Genomic DNA, 20036 nt, shown 5'->3' on the forward strand with positions numbered 1-20036 from the left:
ACTCTATCGCAATTCATGTCAGGATCTCTTCCTGTAGCTTCGCGATCAACTCTGGGGGTGCATTCTTGATCTGTACAGTGGTTTTATTGACGCTGATCTTGTCTGCCCATTTGACCTTGTTGAGCTGCAGTTTTAGGCCGTTCGCGCTATAAGAAAAATTGATCAGGCTGTCCATAACCCGTTTGGGAGGTGGGGCAAAGTTTCCAGGCAACCCGTACTTTTCATCGTTGAGGCTGCTAAGAATACCCTCTGGATTATCAGGATTCAGGAGGTTGGCGAGACCCGTTAAACTCAGATCCTTATCCTCCTTCCGGCACTGCTGCCAATAGTTATGGAGAGCACTGTTGGCCTCTTCGATGTCCAATCCGTGTTCCTTCGCAACCTCATCCAAGACCGAAATCAGAAGGCGCCCTTGAGCCGATGTGTCTGGGAGTTTTTCACACCCCAGAAACTCGCGAAAATAGTCAGATACCCCATCCGCTTTTTGCGCCACAAACTGAAGAAGTCCAGGTTCGTTCGTTGCAACACCCGCGTGGCGTACTCGCACCCCATGCCTCAAATGATCGAAGTCGAGGGTTGCCGAAGCTATCGGGTTCATCTGGGCATCGAAAGTCGTCCTCGCCTCCGTGCTAAGGAGGGCGACAAGAAGCAAGGTGTCTTCAGCCAGTTTGTGCTCCGCGAAAACGACAAACCCCCCGGTGGCCATGACTTGCTCCTTCATGCCCTTCTCAAGAAGCTTGGTAAGGTCATGGGAAAGAGTAATAAACTCCTTGTCTGTCATTGCCTTCATGTACCGTTCGAGCCGCAATTGAAAAGTCGGTTTCTCTCCAGCTTCTTCGGCAAATTGCCCTGGGTGACTCTTGCGCGAGAGTGCTTTACGCAACTCGGCCAGCAGCCTTTGAGCATCTTCAGAATCACTGATCAGTTTCTCCCTCAAGAAATGTGAAATCTCTTTGCTGCGTTGATCCTTGTCGATGCGATGGGCGATGAGTTTTATGGACATGGGAGTTGGCGGAAGACTGTTTCCGTATTTGCGTGTAGCCTGTACGTTCAATCATGTAAATAAATTTCCCTAGCATTTTACCGCATGTCTATACTTAGGCCTGAGATTAAAAGCGGCTCAAGCCCGGATGGCCAGCCCCCAGTCCGGCCGCTCCGTATAGGGTTGAACCGCTAGAGAAAACCCCGTCAGCGCCTCAATCTCCGCTTGGGCCTTCAGGCTCAGCGTCCGCGTTCGCACCTTCTCAGGCTCCAAAAACTCCTTCCGCAGCTTGCTTCGTTGCTGAGGCGTCAACCCCTGCAGCCAAGCAGCCAGCCGTTGCTGCGCTTCCAGAGCTTCAGGGCATTCGGTTCCATAAATGACAGGATAAAGATTCTTCATGACGGTTAAACTGTTCGTTTGCACAGTTTCCACGAACGCCACAAAATCAAATGCGATTTCACCGCATCAATCGCAGAAAACACTAAACCCACATTTGACGTGGGTTAAAAGTGGTGTAAACTACAATTGCTCTTTCAATTGCCAGGGAGGAGCTCCTGACAAATCAAGCATCTGTCAGGAGGCACACAACAGGTCTGTCTGATCGACGAATTACATAGACGAAAGATCTCTAAGACCTATCACAACAACACAATCAACTATCAATCCATCATCACATGAAGAGCGACACTCATTGTTTACCCATTGCCTCCCAATTAGTACCCACCGTTCGTTAGATCGCGGCTACTAAACAGGGGGATTAATCCTCCCAAAATGCCAACGTTACCTAAACCTAATAAGCCAACTCAACCCGATCGTCTCGGAGAATACGAAAAAAATTGGTCAGAAACGCTAGCAGACTGCGTGCTGACACTTCATAGCAGGGAAAAAGTTCCCATTAGAAGAAACATCACGCTGATGTTTATACTCCTCGTCCCAAGCCTTGGATTGTTGGCTTGGCTCCAAACTCCACCCTACATGGTGTGGATATTACTTTTCGCGTGGCTGAGCTGCGTTGGCTTATGCATCCATAGTTGGAAAATTGAAAAAAGATAAAATTCGTTTAAGTCTCGATCTCCTTCCAGAGGCGAAAGCTCACCTGGAACTGGTCCAGACAAAAAGTCGAGCCACGACCATTTTAGAGGTCTTCCGCCGAGCTCTTGCGCTGTATGAACTGATCTTGGATCAGCAAGCAGCCAAGGGCAAAGTGATCCTCGAAAACGCCGATGGCTCCAGAGAAGTCTTGCGCATCCTTTAAGGTGCCCTCGCACTGCTCATAGATCAAATTGTAGGCTGCCCAGAATGCCTGGGCAGCCTTGTCATTTAACCTCACGCCACCCGCCGCAGGATCTCGTCATCACTGATCGGGTCCAGGGTTTGCAGCACCGCGCCATAGGTCGTCTCCACCATCTAGGCGGTCTTGTTCCCCAGTAGTGCCGGTGTCTGGGGAGCTGCACGAGGAATCCCCCATGCGTTTTAGAAGCTCGATCTCTTGAGGCGCTTATCGCGGTGCCAAATAAACCATTGAATTATCACCATTAAGACCAACTGGGAGGCTAGGTAAGCGTAATTTTCTCAACATCAACCATGGTTGATGTGTGCAGAAACAAATTGAGCCCGGCACCTTGCGGTACCGGGCTCTTTAATATGGGCCACAGAAATATGAGAAGCCTTAATGGACTTACAACTCAGCTGAATTTTCTGTTACTGGGTTGTTCTCACATTTTCCATGGGCAACGATGACTGGCATCTCATCCTCTTCTTCACAGTTTTCCAGGGCACTGATTTTCGAAGTCAGCGTCCGAGCCAGCCGTTTGAGCTTTTTCAGACTTCCTAATGAGTATTCTTCAGCAGGAGCCTCATCCAGAACAGCAAACATCTGATCCGCAGCTTCAATTACTTTAATTTTCTTTTTTGCTCCTTTATCAACTGGCTTTTGGCCTGTGATTTCATTAATCGCTGCTGCAAGAGCACAAAAGGTAGGGCGGTTACCACCATTTTTTTGCACCGCCGCTTTTAAGGCTTTTGCAGCTTGATCTTTGGGAAGAGCAACTAACAACCGCAACGCACGCTCCGTTTCAGGAACAATAGCGTCATCAAAGCCGCATTCTTTTACGAGATAGTCAGCTCGATTAGCAGCCTGCATCAATTGATGAGCTCTCTGCGGAGTGATATCTAGGACATTGTCACAGTAAGCAAGCCAACTGTCATATAATACCCTGTAGAGCTCACGCTCGTGAATTTCACGCAGGGCTTTACCTGATTGCCGAGTTTTGGTGACGCGCTCGACATCTTGTTGAAGGGTAGCCAATTGAGCTTTTTTCTCTTCATCGATTTCGACTTTGACTTCTGATTCACTTTTATGACTTGGTTGCATTTTTGACAAGTTTTCTGAGGCTCTTAAACAAATAAGTTCCTTCTTTTGTAATAATTACACTTGCTAATAGTGAATTAATCATGGCTCGACTTGAGTATCGCAAAGGGAGTTTAAATATGCCCTTAACGATTCGATTGAAACAAGACGGATACCTTTTACGGCTCCTGGCTTCTTAACAACAATCGACTTAACTAATGGCCTCCCATTGGTTAAGCTCGGCAAGATTAGAGAGTTCAGACAACTACGTGAGAGACCCCAAAATCGGAGTCCGCTTTTTGGAAGTCTCACGTACTCATCCTGCCCCCCGTAATAAGGCGCGGTAATACTCTGTGAAGAGTGAGTTGCTAACATCGTTGGTTATGTCAAAGAAGGCAGTTTCTGGAAGGCAAGGCACATTCGCACGTAACCTATTCCTCCATAAACTACCACAATACTGTCAGATTGTGATTCCAGCAGCAGCTCCATTCTTTGTGGAACACTTTAAATAAGGATGTGTCGCTAATTCTTTTCAACACTAAGTTTCAAAAAATTATGAGCACAATTCAATAATTTTGATGATTTATGTAAAGGATGGGTTATATATAATAACAATAGGCACCTTATAAAAAAAGGCGCTCAAATGTTCCACGCGGATTTTCACGTTCTCGACAGATGTCCCCGGATCTATGCGGTGATATCTGGCATCGCCGCAGCCGCCTTCTTCATGGCCTCGTCACCAACGTGCGTATAGTGAGCGCTCATCTCCTCGCTATCGTCACCGATGAGCTACATGACCACGGCCATGTGAAAACCCGCTTCTTTGAGCGTGATCACAGACGTGTGGCGACAATTGTGGAAGGTAACTGGTGCGATCTCTCGAGTAGCGGATCTGCCGCTTATTTCTTTTGCATGACTGTCCCTATCGCTGAGGCCAGCGGCTGCGAGAGCACATCAAAGATGATCTCCGACCGGCTTCGCTTGAAAAACTAGGTGCTTCGCAGGAAGCGCCAGAGGGGCATGAAAACTTCTGGTTAGCGCTCTCGGATGGATGTTCCTGGAACCTTTTCAATGAGCCAGATCACACTTCAGCACCCCATCCCCGCATCACGTTTTAAATGCAAACAGACATCCGCAAACATCCAGGAACAAAATCGAACGTGTTACCAGTTTTGTTATCAGTTTGGCCTCGCCCAGAACTTAAAACGTTCATTATCAACGTGGAGCGGGCGATGGGAATCGAACCCACGTATCAAGCTTGGGAAGCTCGTGTTCTACCATTGAACTACGCCCGCTTTTTTTGAAGTAGCAGTTCATGCATTTTGGCGATGCGATGGGGAATGTCAAGGCGACAGGAAGAGAATGCCCAGACGAGGAGAAAGGTGGAGAAAATGTTCTTTTTGAATCCAAGGCCAGGGGGTGGGCGCAAATGGACCTAACCAGAACTGTGACAGCATCCGCTGAAGGGTTCTGAGGCATTGCACTCCACACTCTCATGAAAACTCATTCCACTCCTTCCCTGGGGCTCCTTCGCCCTTGGTTGAAGACACGCCCTGGACGGCTCCTGGCCGTCGCCACCACCTTACTCACCCTGGGGATGCCTCAAGCTCAGGCCTCTAGCCACAGTGATGCGCCCCTCATCAAGCAAGATCCCCAGGTGAATCTTACGGATGTCTATGCCTTCGTCCGCCAGCGGCCTTCGGGAGAAAAAGTGCTGGTGGTGGAGGTGAGTGTGCGGCCTTTTTCGGAGCCTGGAGATGGGGTCATTTATGATCGTTTTGCCGATGATGCGCTTTACTGCATCCACATCGCCCATCCAGTCACGGGGGTGACGATCCAGCGGTATAACTTCCGTTTCTCGGACATGAATCCGGTGAAAGGTCCGAGTTTGAAGAACCCCGATACCATCTTGTCTTATGGCCGTGGCACGGAGGTGGGCCCCATCCTGAATGTGGGGGATGCACGGCAAAATTACACGCAGACTTACACCATCTCTCGCAATGTGGGAGAGCGTGTGACCACCCTGGGGCGCAATCTCATGGTGCCACCGCCGAATGTGGGCGCACGCACCACGCCAGCTTACAATGACGCGGAAACTGGCCGTGCCATCTCAGGTGCGACCTCGCGTGAGACCCTGGATTCCTACACCCAAGAAACCACGTATGACCTGCCCAGTGGCGTGACCGTTTTTGCGGGGCCACGTGAAGATGGCTTCTATGCGGATACGGCTGGGATCTTTGATCTTTTGGACAGTCGCATCCTCGATAACACGGGAAGTCTGGCCGATGGGCTAGGCCAGGATGGCAATGGGGTGGATGGTTTTAAAGGTTTTAACGTGCTGCATTACGGCATCGTCATTCCCCTTTCTCAGCTCCCGAGCATCGCTTACACAGGGGCTCTCCAGCCAGCGGCTACGGGGGTGGGAGTTTTTGCTTCCGTGCGCCGTCCGCAGGCCATTTTGTATCCTTCCCGGACTTCTTCCAGTGCCTTTGTGCAGGTGAATCGCCTGGGCAATCCGCTGTTCAATGAAGTGCTGGTGTCTCTGGGCTCCAAAGACCTCTACAACCGCACGCTGCCGAATACGGATAAGAGCACGTTCGCTCGCTTTGCTGAAAATCCTGAGGTGGCGGTGCTGATCAATACGGTGTTCGGCACTGGCTTTGCCACGACTGGAAGAGCTGACCTGCGGGCGGTTTACATCCCCGATGTGATCCGCGTGAATACCACGACGGGACCGGTGAGAGTGGCCGGCGATGAGGGCTACAGCCGCCTGAGTTTCATCGGCGGAGACACGATCGCCGATGGCAATGGCAACATGATTCCTTCCGGTTGGCCGAATGGTCGCCGCTTTGGTGATGATGTGGTGGACATCGCGCTCACAGCAGTCGCCAGTGGCCCGACCTTTGAAACGATCACGGTGGTGGGGGACAACATTCCCTCCAATGACCAAGTGTATAACCGCACCTTCCCATATGCTGCCACGCCTCATGCAGGCACGCGGAATGAGAAGGACTCCATGCGCATTTGGAAGGCTGCCACAGACTGAGAAAACTCCCCTGCGCGGCGGTGTGCCCCCGCACCCGCCGCGCCTTTTTTTTCCGGCCTTTTTATTTAGATTTCTCATGAACGAGCCCCCTTATCCCACCTCCTTGGTGCTTTTGGCTTCTGTGACGGCGGTGGGCCTCATCACCTGGTCCATCATCAACCCGGTGACTCCGGCACAAGCTGCCGTGGAGCAGCCCGCTCCCGCAGTGGTCCTGGAGGTGAAGACGCTGATGGAAATGCTAGGCCCGTCGGGTCCGGTATCGAAGACGGATCGCCTGCTGGTCGAGGCGGAGCAAATGACTCTGAAGCGCCCCCAAAAGGCTGCTTCATGGATCCAGCTAGGCGATGCCCTGGCCCAGAAACAACGGGAGACCCAGGCCCCCTCCTGGTATGCCCAGGCTGAACAGGCCTACCAAAAAGCATGGCAAATCGAACCCCAGAATACCGAGGCGCTGAATGGGCTGGCGTGGGTCTATGGCGGTCGGCATGATTTCAAGGAAAGCGTGCGCTGGGCCAAGCTGGCGCTGGAGGTGGACCCCACACACCCCATTTCCCATGGCATCATCGGGGATGCAGCGGTGGAGTTGGGAGACTTTGAACGGGCCTATGAAAGTTATCAGGCCATGATGGATGCGCGGCCTGATTTATCCGCCTACAGCCGTGGAGCCTACCTGGTGTGGCTGAGTGGAGATTCCAGAAAGGCGCGCTGGCTCATGCAGCAGGCCATTGACGCAGGCGGTCCCCATGCAGAGAACACCGCCTGGTGCCACACCCGGCTGGCCATGATGCTCTTCCACGAAGGCGCACTTTTACCCGCAGCTCAAGCCGTGGAGAAAGCCCTGCGTGAAACACCCGATCATGCGCCGCTGCTTTTGATGCAGGGTAAAATCAAGGTGGCCATGGATGATGAAGCCGGGGCCATCGCCGCCTACCAGGCCGTGTTAACGCAGGAAGAGAACCACGAGGCTCTCGTCGGCATGGGGGATCTGCATCTCCTACGCGGGCGGAAACAGGAGGCTGAGGCTTTCTTCCAGCGGGTGGAAAAGCTGCACCTCTCGAACGCGAAACAAGGCATCCATGATCACACGCAGATGGCCCGTTTTTATGCTGACCACGATCGCGAGCTGGAGAAGGCCCTGACCTTTGCCGAAGAACATGCTCAGACTCAAAATGTGTATGAGGCCGATACGCTGGCCTGGGCCCTTTACCAAAAGGGGGAGTTTTTGCGCGCTCGCAAAGCCATCGAAATCGCCCTCCGTGCAGGCACACCCGATGCTGAAATCTACTACCACGCGGGCCTCATCGCTGCGGCCATCAAGGACCGTTCAGGGGCGAAAAAATTGCTCGCACGCGCATTGAGTTTGAACCCCCGCTTTCACCCCCTGCACTCAGGAAAAGCGGTCAAAGCGCTGGATGAACTGGCCCAGCCCCTGGCGACGACGGAATGACCTGGCGCGGCTTTCCCTGCCTCCGGGCTTGAGTTACGTGCGTTGCTAGGCATTTTCGGGGGACAACCATGTTTTACATCTCCACCCGCGGGCAGACCCGTCCCCATTCCTTCACTGAAGCCGTCGAAGCCGGTCTGGCCACGGATGGTGGACTGTTTTTGCCAGAGAAGCTGCCGGACCTTTCCGGCAAACTAGCTGGCTGGGCTGGGCTTTCGTACCCGGAACTGGCGGCGGAGTTTTTCCAGATTTTCGCCCCGGAGATCCCTGCCGAGGAGTGGCGCGCGCTGACGAAGGAAGCTTACTCCCGCTTTGATTCGCCCGATGTCGCTCCGCTCAAAAAGCTCTCAGACCAAACCTACGTGCTGGAGCTGTGGCATGGGCCCACGCTGGCCTTCAAGGACTTTGCGCTCCAGCTTCTGGGGCTGCTTTACAAACGCCAGGTGAAGCTGAAAGGGCAGCGCCTAGCCGTCTTGGGTGCCACCTCGGGCGATACGGGCAGCGCGGCCATCCATGGCTGCATGGGCCAGGATGGCATCGAGATTTTCATCCTCTATCCCACAGGTCGCGTGGCGCCGCTGCAGGAGCGCCAGATGGCCTGCACGGGTGCTAGCAATGTCTTTGCCATCCCAGTGCCGGGCACCTTTGACGATGCGCAGCGCGTGGTGAAGGAATGTTTTGGCGATGCCACCTTCATCTCTGAGGTGAACCTCTCCGCCGTCAACAGCATCAACATCGCCCGCGTGCTGGCCCAGTGCGTGTATTACATCTGGGCCTCGTTGAAACTGCCCGCTGAAGTGCGCGCCACGGCGGAGTTCGTCGTGCCCACGGGGAACTTTGGCAACGTGCTGGCTGGGTGGCTGGCGCAGCAGATGGGGCTTCCTTGCGGCAGCTTCCGGGTGGCTACAAACCAGAACGACATCCTGTATCGCTTCTTTGAAACGGGCGAGTATCGCCAAGGAGACGTGTCCCCCAGCTTTGCTCCGAGCATGGACATTCAGGCAGCGTCTAACTTTGAGCGTTACCTCTACTTCATGCTGGGGAAGGACCAGAACCGCGTGCGCGAGATCATGCTGCGCATGAAGAATGGCGACAAGGTGACGCTGCCCAAAACGCAGTCCAGCCTACGTGCCTCCCGCATGGATGATGCCACCATCGCGCAAGTGATCGGCCAGGTGTGGCAGGACTACCAGTATGTGGTGGACCCCCACACCGCCTGCGCCTTTACGGACATGGCTAAGGACCGCGTGAGTGTGGTGCTCAGCACGGCCAGCCCCGCCAAGTTCCCTGAAGTGGTGCAGCAGGCCACGGGCAGTGAACCGCTGCACCCCAGCCTGGAAACCTTGAAGGAGAAGCCGCTGGAGACCCACCCCCTCGAGGCCACAGCTCAGGCGGTGAAAGCCTTCATCCGGGAAAAGCTGGCGCTTTAATTTCCCTTCTCCCCTGCCCCGTGGATGACGCGCTGACCTGCGGCCTCCGCGCCAGGCGTGGGCTGGAGGGAGGCCAAGGTCTGCGCATCGGGGCGGTCACGCCCCACCTTCACGGTGTGGGTGCCCAGGGCATAGACGCGGGGCTGGAAGCGGCTGCCGCTGACACGCACGGTGTAGAGCAGGTCTCCGGTGCTGTCTTCGATGACCTGCACCACGGGATCTGCCGCGCCCTCAAAGACCAACTCAGGCAGATACCCAGCCACTTTACGGCCATCATTGCCCTGCATGTCCACGGTGATCGGCCAGCCGGGGAACTGCCCCTTGGGGTCCTTTTTCACATCGGCAAAACGGGGCCAGCACTCGAAGGTGATTTGACGATTCTTTTTGTTAAACCGCACTAGGCCATAACCATCGGCACGCTGCTTTTCATCCTGAATGTCGGGCGGATTCGCATAGGCAATCATGCTGATGCGGTTGCCCAGTCCATCTTTAAAATCTCCGGTCCAGGGCAAGGGACTCCCGGGGACGGGATTCGGCCCTGGCTTCTCATCCAGCGGATGCCACCAGCGGCCATAGATGGTATTTACCAGCGCTGGACTGGTGAAGGCATAAGGGCCATCGCCAAATTCCTTGATGCCCTGTTTGACCATGACGGCCAGGTGCTGATCCCCGCAAAGATGCACGGCCCAGGCCCGGCGGATTTCCTCCAGCGCACGGTCGCGCGGGGTTTGGGGCCAGCCATTGCAGTCCAGGTCCGCCAGCAGACGGTCCTTTTCCTTGCCATGCATGTGTACGGCCCCGCAGAAAGCGGTCTGGGAAAGCACGGCCTTCATCGCTGCGCCGGTCCAGTCCTGCCCCCAGTCCCGCAGGAATTTTTCCTGCCGCTCGCCCAGCAACTGCAGGCCGGGAAGATCAATGGTCTTCGGGTCATAGCTGGGGTCATTGATGTGGTCCGGGCGGGGTCCCATCTGCGGGATCTTGCCCGAGGGGCCGCTCTTAAACTTCCGGTCTTCTAAAATGGCCATGTCCACACCGCCCACGGTCATCCGCGTGAAATAAACGGTGATGCCACGCTCCACGGGCGCGGGGTCTGGCGAGTCTGGCAGGTGCCAGGACTGCTGGCGCTGCACCTGGTTCACATACTCCACCGGGTACATGTAGCCGCCGTCTGCATTGCCTGGCAGGGTGGAGAGTTTGCCATTTTCACCCCACAGATTCGGATGCCCCACATCATGATCATCGGGGATGCAGATGGTGGGACGATCCCGCATGATCTCGCGGAACTGAAGCCCGAACTCAATCCAGCCAGCGGTGTGCTCTGTGTGGCGGTAGGTTTGATCTCCGGCAAAGAAAAGCACGTCGGGATTTTGCGCCTTCAGATTGTCAATGATCTCCGGCCTGAGCCCGGTCGTGCGGCTGGAATTGCACGACATGTTGGCGATGACGATCTCTTCCTGATCCACCGGATCTCTGCGGATGAGGCCCTCAAACATCGCCCGCTCACCATGGCGCACGCGATAGGGCACAGAGACGCTGGCATCCCACCCTTCCACGCGGAAATGCACGTCCCATCCTGGATACAGAACCTCTGCTTTGGCGACCTCTTTCCATGCGCCATCGCGCTGCACTTCCAGTCGAGCTTCGCGCACCTCACCGGGCTTGAGAGGAAACAACTGCGCCGTCATCTTCAGCACCCCGGCTTGATACGTGTAGAGGGCAAAGGCCACCACGTCCTCACGCGGCACATCCATGGAGGGGGGCTTGCTAGCACCGCCGCCTTTGGCTTTCCCCTTGCCTGGCATCTTCGTTTTAGCCACCCACCACTCCCCTGTGGCTAGAGAATCCAGCTCAGGAAACTGAGCCCCGAAGGGAAGTGAGGAATCCTGGGCTGAAACCGACGCGGGCTGGAAAGCCAGCGAGCTGAGGCCCGCAGCCGTTAGTTTCAGCGCATCACGGCGAGTGACAGAGGAGGAATTGTTTTTCATCAAAGTTGGTTATTCGAAAGACCAGGACTCGCTCGTGCTTCATTCGGGGATCGCGTCACCGCGCTTCACCGTCTCGCCTTCCCACACCGCTTCATCCGTGGCGGGGTCATAGGTCAGCACGCGGCTGGCACTGTTTGGTGCGGGAGGCACATCTATTTTAGGCAGCCACTTTTTATGGTCGGCAATGACTGCCGCATGCTCTGGCGCTGCCGCTAGGTTCTTCCAGCCTTCAGGGTCCTTCAGCATGTCGTAGAGTTCTTCACTGCCATCGGCATACCGGATGTAGCGCCAGCGCTCACTGCGGATGCCGTGGTTTCCCTGGTTGTGGCTGGTGATGGCGGGGCGCTCGCGCTTCGTGTCGGCTTTTTGCAACTGCGGCATGAGGCTCAGGCCCTCGATGTCTGTGCGCGCGGGCAGCCCAGCCAGCTCCAGCAGGGTGGGATAGATATCCAGCAGCTCCGCAGGCTGCGTGCAGCGCTGTCCCGGCTTCACCCCAGGTCCGGCAAAGATCAGCGGCACCCGCGTGCCCTCATCCCACAGCGAGTTTTTTCCCGTGATGGCTTTTTCCCCCAGATGCCAGCCGTGGTCTCCCCACAGGACGATGATGGTATTGTCGGCGATGCCTGCCTCATCCAGCGCGGTCATCAGGCGGCCGATCTGCGCATCCACAAAGCTGGTGCAGGCTAGGTAGCTGCGCACCAGATTGCGCCATTGGTTGTTTTCCTTCACCCACTTCAGCCGAGGCTCTGGTAGGTTCCAATGCATGTACCAGGAAAAGCGCGGTGTATCCCCCCGATCATCTTCCAGCACCTTGGGCAAAACGCTGTCGTCATCTGGATACAGGTCGAACCACTTCTGCGTGGCATAACAAGGAACGTGAGGGAGAAAGAAACCCGCTGCTAAGAAGAATGGCTGATCCTTCGGGGCATTCTTGATCTGTTCCACCGTCCAGCTTGCCACCTGGTAGTCGCCCTTGGAGGTATCATCATTGTCCAGCGGCCAGACGCCCCAGTCCATGAGGGGATTGTTCCCCATCGGCGTCGGGGGAATGAGCTTCGCGGGCGGCTTCGTCCCCACGCCACCATAAGGGGCCGTGACCTGAAACTCATCGGCACTGGCGCCCTTTGCTTTGGCTTTATTTTTGCCCTTCCCTGCACCGCCACCGGTGCCGCCATGATAGATCTTTCCCGTGGCGAGGGTGCGATAACCATTCGCCTCAAAATGCTTGGGCAGTGTCACTCGGTCCTTCCACTGCGGCAGGGTGCGAAACCATGGCGACAGGCCATAAATGCCCGTGGTGGTGGAGCGCAGACCTAACAGCAAGCTCGTTCTCGAAGGATTGCACAGCGGAGCATTGCAGTGGGCATTCAGAAACGTCGTGCCCCGTGCGGCCAGTTTGTCCATGTTCGGCGTCTTGGCCAAAGGATGCCCGCCCATGTGGCCGATCCAGTCATTCTGATCATCAATCGCGATGAACAGTACATTAGGCTTCCCCGCAGCCTGGATCTGAGGGGAAAGGGTGAAGGCCAAAGCGGCCAGGAGGAAAAAAGCCTGTTTCATAATCATCCAAAAAAGAGCGAGGGAGAGGGGGAAGCTACCGTGTCATTCAGGGCGTGGTCAGCGGCTCTTTTTCAAAGTCCGTCTCATTGACCCAGTTGGCTTTCGGCTTTTCACCACGCATCCATTTTTCATAAAAGCCAGTGCCACTCGTCACCGGATATTCATCGAAGACCTTCCCCTGGCCAAACATGCGAGGATCTCCCTGCGCCTTCAGCTCCGTGGTCAGCCGCTCCTGCAAGGAGCGGATGCGCTCCACATGCACAGACTCGCCTGCGAGGTTATGCACGCAGTCGGAGTCCACGCTCAGATCATAGAGTTCTTCTCCCGGACGAAGGCCAAAGTTCAACTGCCAGAACTTGTCCTTCCGGTCCTTGCGCCCCATCTCTAGGATGAGTGACTTGGTGGGGCTGCCATCGGTATCCAGATAACCCGTTTCGGGGTTCCCGGCTGGCCAACGGGTGGGCTCAAAGTTCTTCAAATACAGCGTATCCTGAGTCACGATGCCACGGATGGGATATCCCTGATCCTTGGGCCGTCCCACATCCGTGCGTTCTTTGCCGATGAGGGTGTGGTCACGGGAAGCGATGACTTGACCTGCTTTTTCGCTCTCCCAAATCTCCCGCCAACTGCGCCCGGCGATGGGCATCATGCCGCTTTCTTTTTCGGTGATGCCAGCCACGTCCAGCAGCGTCGCGGCGATGTCGGTAAAGTTGACAAAGTCCTCGATCACCCGGCCTGGATTTTTCACCCCACCCGGCCAGCGGATGGCGAGAGGGACGTGGTTCGAGGCGGAGTAAGCGTAGCCCTTCCCGCGCGGGAAAGGCATGCCGTGATCACTCGTCACAATGATGAGCGTGTTGTCCAGTTGTCCGCGCTTTTCCAGCTCGGCAATCATGCGCACCAAGTGGTAATCCGTATGCTCCACTTCCAGGGCGTAATCCAGCATGTCATGGCGCACCGTCTCGGTGTCTGGCCAGTAGGCGGGCACGCGGTCAATGTCTGTGAGCTTCTTGCCGGCTTTCTTGACGCCTGACTGGAATTCGTAGCCGCGATGAGGCTCGGTGGAACCATACCAAAAGCACCAAGGGCCTTCTTTGGGAGCAGCCTCTAGGAAGTCCACAAAGTTGGAAGCATAATCGTTGTTCGCGATCTCCTCCGTCAGCCCCTGAGCCTTGCGTTTATTGAAAGGCTTGCCGGTGATCTGGCGCGGCTTGCCAGCCGCATTTTGGGCGCTGCCTGGTCCCCAGCCTTTGCCGGTGATGCCCATGTGCCAGCCCTTTTCAGCCAGCACTTCCGGCCAGCTTTTCAGCTTGGCAGGGAAAAAGGCCATGTGGTTTCCTGCCTCTTCATTTTGCCAGGCATGGCGTCCCGTGAGCACGATGGCCCGTGAGGGTGCACACTTCGCCACGGGGGTGTAGGCATGTTTAAAAAGCAGCCCTTCTTTGGCGATGCGATCAAACCCCGGCGTCTTCACCCAGGGGGTGCCATACACACCCGCATGCGCACCCCAGTCATCCGCGATGGCAAATAAAATGTTAGGCCGTTTTTCCTCCGCTGCCGCTGTGAGCAGGAGAAGATTCAAAGAGCTGAGCAATACAAAAATGCGCTTCATGAAATGAGGTGTCTTAAATTATTCGGAGGCGGGTGCTGCCTTTTTGCCCCGGCCCTTTTTCTTGCCTTCAGCGGGCTCTGCCACAGGCCCAGCCAGGGGTGGGTTTTCATAATAGGCCCCATCATTGATCAAGCGCAGATCGCCCGTCCGGCTCAGTTCATCCATGAGTTGTTTTTCCAGCCGTGTCTTCACTTCCGCATAGGCGGGATCATCAGCCACGTTCTTGGTTTCGTGCGGGTCCTTCTTCAGGTCGTACAGCTCATACTTGGGCCGCTTGCCATAGACCCATTCATAGTGGGACTTCCACTGAGTGGTGTTTCTCACGCTCACTAGCCAGGCTTTGGTGGGGCCTGCATCATCGTCGGGGTGGGTGGTGCGGGTGACTTCGGTGATCTCCTGCGCGGTCGGTTCATCCGTGCCATCCAGGCGGTAGGGATCTCCCAGGGGCCAGCGATCTGGCCGGAAGTTGATGATAAAAAGATGCTCGGCCGTGTGCAGGGCCCGCTGTGGGTAAGGGCTGAAATCTGCCCGCGCACTCTCCACATGCCGCTCACGTCCTGTCACCACCCAGGTGCGTGAGGCATCGACCAAACCTTGTTGGTTAGACTTCAAAACCGGCCACAGGCTGCGTCCGGTCATGACCTCAGGGATCGGCAACCCAGCCGCCTCCAGAAAGGTGGGTGCGAGATCCGTCAAATTCACAAAGTCATCCACCACCCGCCCGCCTTGCACCCCGGGTCCAGTGATGGAAAGACTGACACCCGTGCCGAAGCCATAGAGATTGCATTTGCCATGAGGGAAACCGGGTGCGCCGTGGTCCCCGCTGATGACGATGAGGGTGTTGTCCAGTTGACCGGATTTCTCCAGTTCATCCAACAAAACACCGATGCCCTGGTCCAGCGCCGCCACCTCACCAAAGTAATCGGTCAGGTCCTCGCGCACCTCCGGCACGTCCGGGAGATAGGGAGGCATTTTTCCCTTCAGGGCTTCGGGGTCCAGATTCCACAACGCCTTGCCGCTGCCCTTAATCCAGGTGCGGTGCACATTCGTGGGGCCGAACCAGTAGCAGAAAGGTTTTTGGCCGTCATTGGCCGCTAGGAAGTCTTGGAAATTACCCCGCACTTCTGCGTAGAGTTCCTGCTTGGCAGCCTCCAGCGGTTGACCCGCAGCGACGGCTTCAGTGACGTTTTCAGAGAAGTTGTTAAACTTCCCGCCGGCTTTTTGGAAGGCGTAACGCTGGCCCCCATAAGGCGCATCTGAGGGAGATCCCGGACCCCACACTTTGTGACTCTTGCCGATGTGGTAGCCCGCACCTCGGAGCAGCAGCGGGTAAGCCGGAATCTTCTCATCCCAGACCGCCCCACGCAAAATCGCCCCCCGACCTGTGCGCCAGAAATACTGACCCGAAAGCAACGAACTGCGGCAGGGTGTGCAGGAGGGCGCATTCACATGTGCATGGCGGAACAACACGCCCTTCTTCGCGATCTTGTCAAAGTGAGGCGTGCGCACCGCATCATTGATCCCACCTTTGCCATTCAACTCCGCGTAAATGCTGGCATAGCGCCCCCAATCGTCGGCAAAGACAAACAGAATGTTAGGCTTGGCTGGAGCCGCAGCAGCAGCCTGCCAAGACACCAGCAGGGAAAGAAGAAGAAAAAGACGTTTCACAGGAGGTATCAAAGTTCGTTAGCCAGCAGGACATTCCCAGAATTACTCGCGCCATACACCTGGCTCATCGGTCCACTTCGTCAGCACCTGCCGCTCCGTCACCGGCCACCAGGCCTGGAGTTTATCGGCCAGGCGCTGCACCACCTCAGGGTTCTGCGCCGCCAGGTTCACATCTTCATGCGGGTCTGCCAGCAGATCAAAAAGCTGTGGGCGCTTTTCCGTGCGCGGATGGCTGCTGGCGTAGCGGTCCAGCTTGCCATCATAGGTCAGCAGCAGCTTCCATTTGCCATCCACCACCCAGCGATAAAGCAGGGTGTCTTCCGGTTTCTCAATGCTCACCACATCGTGGGCAAAGGTCTCGCCAAAGACTTCCTTGCGAGAGGTAGGCTCGCCCGATTTCAACACGGGCAGCAGGTTCAGCCCGGGCAGGCTTTTCGGGATCTCTGCCCCCACGGCGGCGAGCACGGTGGGCATGATGTCAATGCTGGAGCAAAGCTGCTCTCCCCGGTTGCCCGGCTGGATGACACGCGGCCAGCTAAACAAGATGGGCTGGCGTGTGCCGCCTTCATTGGCCGACTGCTTGGAGCGCGGTGCATACCCCTGGCTGTTGGGGTCCTGAATCCAGCCATTGTCCGCCACGTACACAAAGATGGTGTTTTCAGTGAGCCCTTTTTCTTCGATCTTATCGATGAGCTGCCCGCAGGTTTCATCGAACCATTCGACCATCGCATAATACCTGGCCACGTGATCTGACTCGATGCCCTTGGCCTTGTATTTTTGGAACAGACGATCCGGCGGCGTGTGCGGGGTGTGGGGCATCATGGGCGCATACCAGAGGAAGAAAGGTTTTTTGGCAGCGAGCGCTTGGTCAATGTAGCCAAACACAGGCTCCAGCCCCTCACGGCCCACTTTCAATCCATCGTCACCGTGACGTCCGCCAGGCTGGGGAAAACCACGGGTCATGCCCGCTGTGAAGCCGCCCCGCGCCGGGCTGCCCTCCCACCATTTGCCAGACTGAAAGGTGAGGTATCCCAGCTTTTGCAGCTCGCCAGCGATGGTGGGGTGCTGCTCCACATGCGAGATCAGTTGCTCACGCAGGGCCGCGTATTCAGCAGGTTCATCCCCGGCCTTGCCTTTGCCTTTTCCCTTCTTGCCTTTGCCAGTCATAGAAGGCAGCGGGGTGGGGTCATTGCCGGTGGTCTTATGCTGGTGAGAATAGAGCCCGTTGGCGAAAGTCATCAAAGCCGGACGACACAGAGCAGTGGGCACATAACCTCTGGAGAACAGCGCGCTGCGGGCCGCTAACTTATCCAGGTTGGGTGTCTCGATCTGTTGATGCCCCATGAATCCATAATCCGTCCACGCGTGGTCATCTGAGATGAGATACACCACGTTAGGCGGGGCTGAATGCGCTGCATGAGGGCCAGCCACGAGAGCCAGACAAAAAGCCAAAAGACCAAGGAGAGTTTTCATAAACAAAAAGGGGGTTCTAACGGCGACGGTCAGCCGCAAAAAATGGAGCTTTCGATAACGAGCCAGCGAGGCCCAGCTTTCGGGAGAATGGAAAGTTGTGGCGAATCTTTCCCCACCCTTCCGAAGGCACAAAAAACCCCGGCCTGCACCAGGGCAGACCGGGGTTCTTCAGAAGGTCCGTGTTAGACGATTTCGACGCCGTCCACCTTGAGACCCGGAATAGCGACAGGGTAGCCGCCATCTGCCGTTGGCTTCGCAGGTGGCTCGGTCTCAGCGGTGACGATGGCAGGCATGTGCTGCACCTTCGAATTGAAGGCTTCGTCCCACTTGATCTCTTTGCCAGAGTAGGTCGCCATGCGGCCCAGGACGGCGGTCATCGTGGATTCCGCACCGTAGTAGGCGTTGTTGATCGGCGTGTTGTCACGCACAGCCGCCTGCAGGATGTCGTGCTCCGTCTGATACGGATCAGGGTCTCCCGTGCGACGGCCTTTTTTGGCCTTGGCTTCGCCTTCTTCAGCACCGCCAGAACCTGGACGATATTTCCAGATGACGTTGCCTTTGTGGTCCACCGCGTAGCAGTTCGGCTTGTTGTCCAGGTAGATCTTACCCTTGGTGCCGGTGAACTCTTCACGCACGGCATTGTACACGCCGGACTGGTGACGGCACTGGCTGTTGATGCGCACGCCGTTTTCATAGGTGAACTCGACGTAGTGATGGTCAAAGATCTGGCCGAACTTCTTGTCCACACGCTGCTCACGGCCGCCCATGCCCTGGGCACTCACGGGGTGACCGCCGATGAACCAGTTGGCCACGTCAATGTTATGGATGTGCTGCTCATTGATATGGTCACCGCAGAGCCAGGTGAAGAAGTACCAGTTGTTGATCTGATACATCAGCTCGGACTGGCTAGGCTGCTTATCACGGAACCAGATGCCGCCGCCATTCCAGTAAACCTGGCCGGAGACGATATCGCCGATGATGTTCTGTTCCTTCACCTGCTTCAGAGCTTCCATGTAGCAGTTCTGATAACGGCGCTGCAGACCCACCACGACTTTGAGTTTCTTCTCGTCGGCGATCTTGGCCATCTCCAGGACCTTGCGCACGCCAGGGGCATCCACGGCCACAGGCTTCTCCATGAACACATGCTTGCCGGCATTCACCGCAGCTTCAAAGTGATAAGGGCGGAAGCCGGGAGGGGTGGTCAGGATGACGAGGTCGCAGCTATCAATGACCTTTTTGTAGCCATCCAGGCCGGAGAAAATGCGGGAGTCATCCACTTCCACCTTCTCGGCATGTTTGGTGCGGAGGTTGGACAGGGCACCTTCAGCCTTTTCTTTGAAGGCATCTGCCACGGCGTGGAGGACCACCCCTTCCTGCTTCGTGCTCAGCGCCTGGTTGGCAGCGCCTGAGCCACGGCCACCGGTGCCGATGAGGCCGACCTTGATGCGGTCGCTGCCAGCCACGTTGGCCGACTGGGCGATGGTGAGCCCGCTGCTAGCAACGGTGGCGACAGTGGCTGCCGCCGTGGTTTTGCCGATGAAATCACGGCGTGTGGTGGGGGTAGGTTCAGTATTCATGGTTAGTTCAGATTAACAGCGGGAAAAATTAGGCGTTCCAGGCTTTGCGGATGACCTCGATGCCTTCCAGATAGACCTGGTCTGGAGATGGGAAAAAGTCACGCCACACACGGGTGGCCGCAGCGAGGTCTGGCAGGGAACCGCCGAAGGCTTCGATGGTCATCCAACCATCGTAACCCAGAGACTTCAGTTTCTGGATCTGCTCGGTGATGTTGATGTGGCCACGGCCAGGGGTGCCGCGATCATTTTCAGAAATGTGCACGTGGTTGAGTTTGCCGGAATTAAACACGGTCTCGATGGCCGTGAAGGGGCATTTCTCTTCGATGTTGGCGTGGAAGGTGTCGTACATCGTGCCAAAATTGGCGTGGTCCACGCGCTTCGCGTAGCTAGCGGCCTGTTCCATGGTGTTGAGCAGGTGGGATTCAAAGCGGTTCAGGGCCTCGATGGCGCACTTCACACCAGCGGCCTCAGCCACAGGAGAGATGGCGCGATGCACTTCAGCCGCATTGTTCAGTTCCTCTTCCGTCGGGTATTTGCCGCTGAACTGGCCCAGGACCTGGTAATAAGGACCGCAAAGGGTCTGCACGCCGGCATTGTGGGCGCACTCCAGCACGCGCTTGAGGTGATCGATCGCACCTTGGCGATTGGCCGCCACGGAACTGATGGCGTTGTGCGCCTCATCCGGCAGCACCGTCACCGCCGTTGCCTCCAGGCCGTTGTCTTTCAACACGCGGCCGATCTGGGCAAAGTGGGCCGGGTTGCTGACATCGAAGATCGGGATCTCGACGCCATCATAGCCGGCGGCTTTGAGTTTCTCGATCACAGGGAAGTTTTCATCGGTCACGTGACCGGTCCAGAGGAGGAGGTTGAAGCCAATTTTCATGAATGGGGACGGCAGACTAGAAAAGC

The 20036-nt window shown here is 56.2% G+C and carries 14 protein-coding genes and 1 tRNA gene; 4 read left to right on the forward strand and 11 right to left on the reverse strand.

The window, feature by feature from the left end:
• Window positions 1-13: 13 nt before the first annotated feature.
• A complete protein-coding gene (locus tag ABEB25_RS04035; protein ID WP_345735097.1) occupies window positions 14-1003 on the reverse strand; it encodes a nucleoid-associated protein in 990 nt (329 codons plus the stop codon).
• Between the two features lie 117 nt (window positions 1004-1120).
• On the reverse strand, window positions 1121-1381 hold the full coding sequence (locus ABEB25_RS04040; protein WP_345735098.1) for a hypothetical protein: 261 nt from the start codon (window positions 1379-1381) through the stop codon (window positions 1121-1123).
• A gap of 640 nt (window positions 1382-2021) precedes the next feature.
• On the opposite strand from ABEB25_RS04040, the gene ABEB25_RS04045 reads away from it, so the two are divergent.
• Window positions 2022-2237 carry a hypothetical protein gene (locus tag ABEB25_RS04045; protein ID WP_345735099.1) on the forward strand — a complete coding sequence of 72 codons (216 nt, stop codon included), beginning with the start codon at window positions 2022-2024 and terminating at the stop codon, window positions 2235-2237.
• Window positions 2238-2660: 423 nt separating this feature from the next.
• Here the strand turns inward: ABEB25_RS04045 and ABEB25_RS04050 are convergent, their stop codons facing one another.
• Together ABEB25_RS04050 and ABEB25_RS04055 are read right to left on the reverse strand one after the other, a co-directional pair.
• Entirely contained in the window at window positions 2661-3356 is a 696-nt protein-coding gene (locus ABEB25_RS04050) for a hypothetical protein (protein WP_345735100.1), read from the reverse strand.
• A gap of 1197 nt (window positions 3357-4553) precedes the next feature.
• Window positions 4554-4627: transfer RNA gene (locus tag ABEB25_RS04055), tRNA-Gly, on the reverse strand.
• A 200-nt stretch (window positions 4628-4827) separates the two neighbouring features.
• Here ABEB25_RS04055 and ABEB25_RS04060 point away from each other — a divergent pair.
• The 3 genes from ABEB25_RS04060 (at window position 4828) to thrC (ending at window position 9252) form a co-directional block, all read left to right on the forward strand.
• A complete protein-coding gene (locus ABEB25_RS04060; protein WP_345735101.1) occupies window positions 4828-6378 on the forward strand; it encodes a DUF4331 domain-containing protein in 1551 nt (516 codons plus the stop codon).
• Window positions 6379-6454: 76 nt separating this feature from the next.
• The gene (locus tag ABEB25_RS04065; RefSeq protein ID WP_345735102.1) at window positions 6455-7825 is read left to right on the forward strand and encodes a tetratricopeptide repeat protein; all 1371 of its coding nucleotides are present in this window, start codon (window positions 6455-6457) and stop codon (window positions 7823-7825) included.
• Window positions 7826-7893: 68 nt separating this feature from the next.
• On the forward strand, window positions 7894-9252 hold the full coding sequence (thrC, locus tag ABEB25_RS04070; RefSeq protein WP_345735103.1) for a threonine synthase: 1359 nt from the start codon (window positions 7894-7896) through the stop codon (window positions 9250-9252).
• On the opposite strand, the gene ABEB25_RS04075 is transcribed toward thrC, so the two are convergent.
• From ABEB25_RS04075 to ABEB25_RS04105, 7 genes are all read right to left on the reverse strand, one after another.
• Window positions 9249-11237 (reverse strand): metallophosphoesterase family protein, encoded by a 1989-nt coding sequence (locus ABEB25_RS04075; protein WP_345735104.1) that lies wholly within the window; start codon window positions 11235-11237, stop codon window positions 9249-9251. The genes thrC and ABEB25_RS04075 overlap by 4 nt on opposite strands.
• A gap of 39 nt (window positions 11238-11276) precedes the next feature.
• Entirely contained in the window at window positions 11277-12797 is a 1521-nt protein-coding gene (locus ABEB25_RS04080) for a sulfatase (RefSeq protein ID WP_345735105.1), read from the reverse strand.
• 46 nt (window positions 12798-12843) lie between these two features.
• Window positions 12844-14409, reverse strand: a complete 1566-nt coding sequence (locus tag ABEB25_RS04085; RefSeq protein ID WP_345735106.1) for a sulfatase family protein — start codon at window positions 14407-14409, stop codon at window positions 12844-12846.
• Window positions 14410-14427: 18 nt separating this feature from the next.
• A complete protein-coding gene (locus ABEB25_RS04090; protein WP_345735107.1) occupies window positions 14428-16077 on the reverse strand; it encodes a sulfatase family protein in 1650 nt (549 codons plus the stop codon).
• A 42-nt stretch (window positions 16078-16119) separates the two neighbouring features.
• Window positions 16120-17550: a sulfatase family protein gene (locus tag ABEB25_RS04095; protein ID WP_345735108.1), complete on the reverse strand. Its 1431-nt coding sequence runs from the start codon at window positions 17548-17550 to the stop codon at window positions 16120-16122.
• Window positions 17551-17732: 182 nt separating this feature from the next.
• A complete protein-coding gene (locus tag ABEB25_RS04100) occupies window positions 17733-19127 on the reverse strand; it encodes a Gfo/Idh/MocA family protein (protein WP_345735109.1) in 1395 nt (464 codons plus the stop codon).
• A 28-nt stretch (window positions 19128-19155) separates the two neighbouring features.
• Window positions 19156-20010, reverse strand: coding sequence for a sugar phosphate isomerase/epimerase family protein (locus tag ABEB25_RS04105; protein WP_345735110.1), 855 nt, complete (start codon window positions 20008-20010; stop codon window positions 19156-19158).
• Window positions 20011-20036: the final 26 nt, after the last annotated feature.

Source organism: Prosthecobacter algae, from assembly GCF_039542385.1.
In the GTDB taxonomy this organism is placed as follows: Bacteria; Verrucomicrobiota; Verrucomicrobiia; order Verrucomicrobiales; family Verrucomicrobiaceae; genus Prosthecobacter; species Prosthecobacter algae.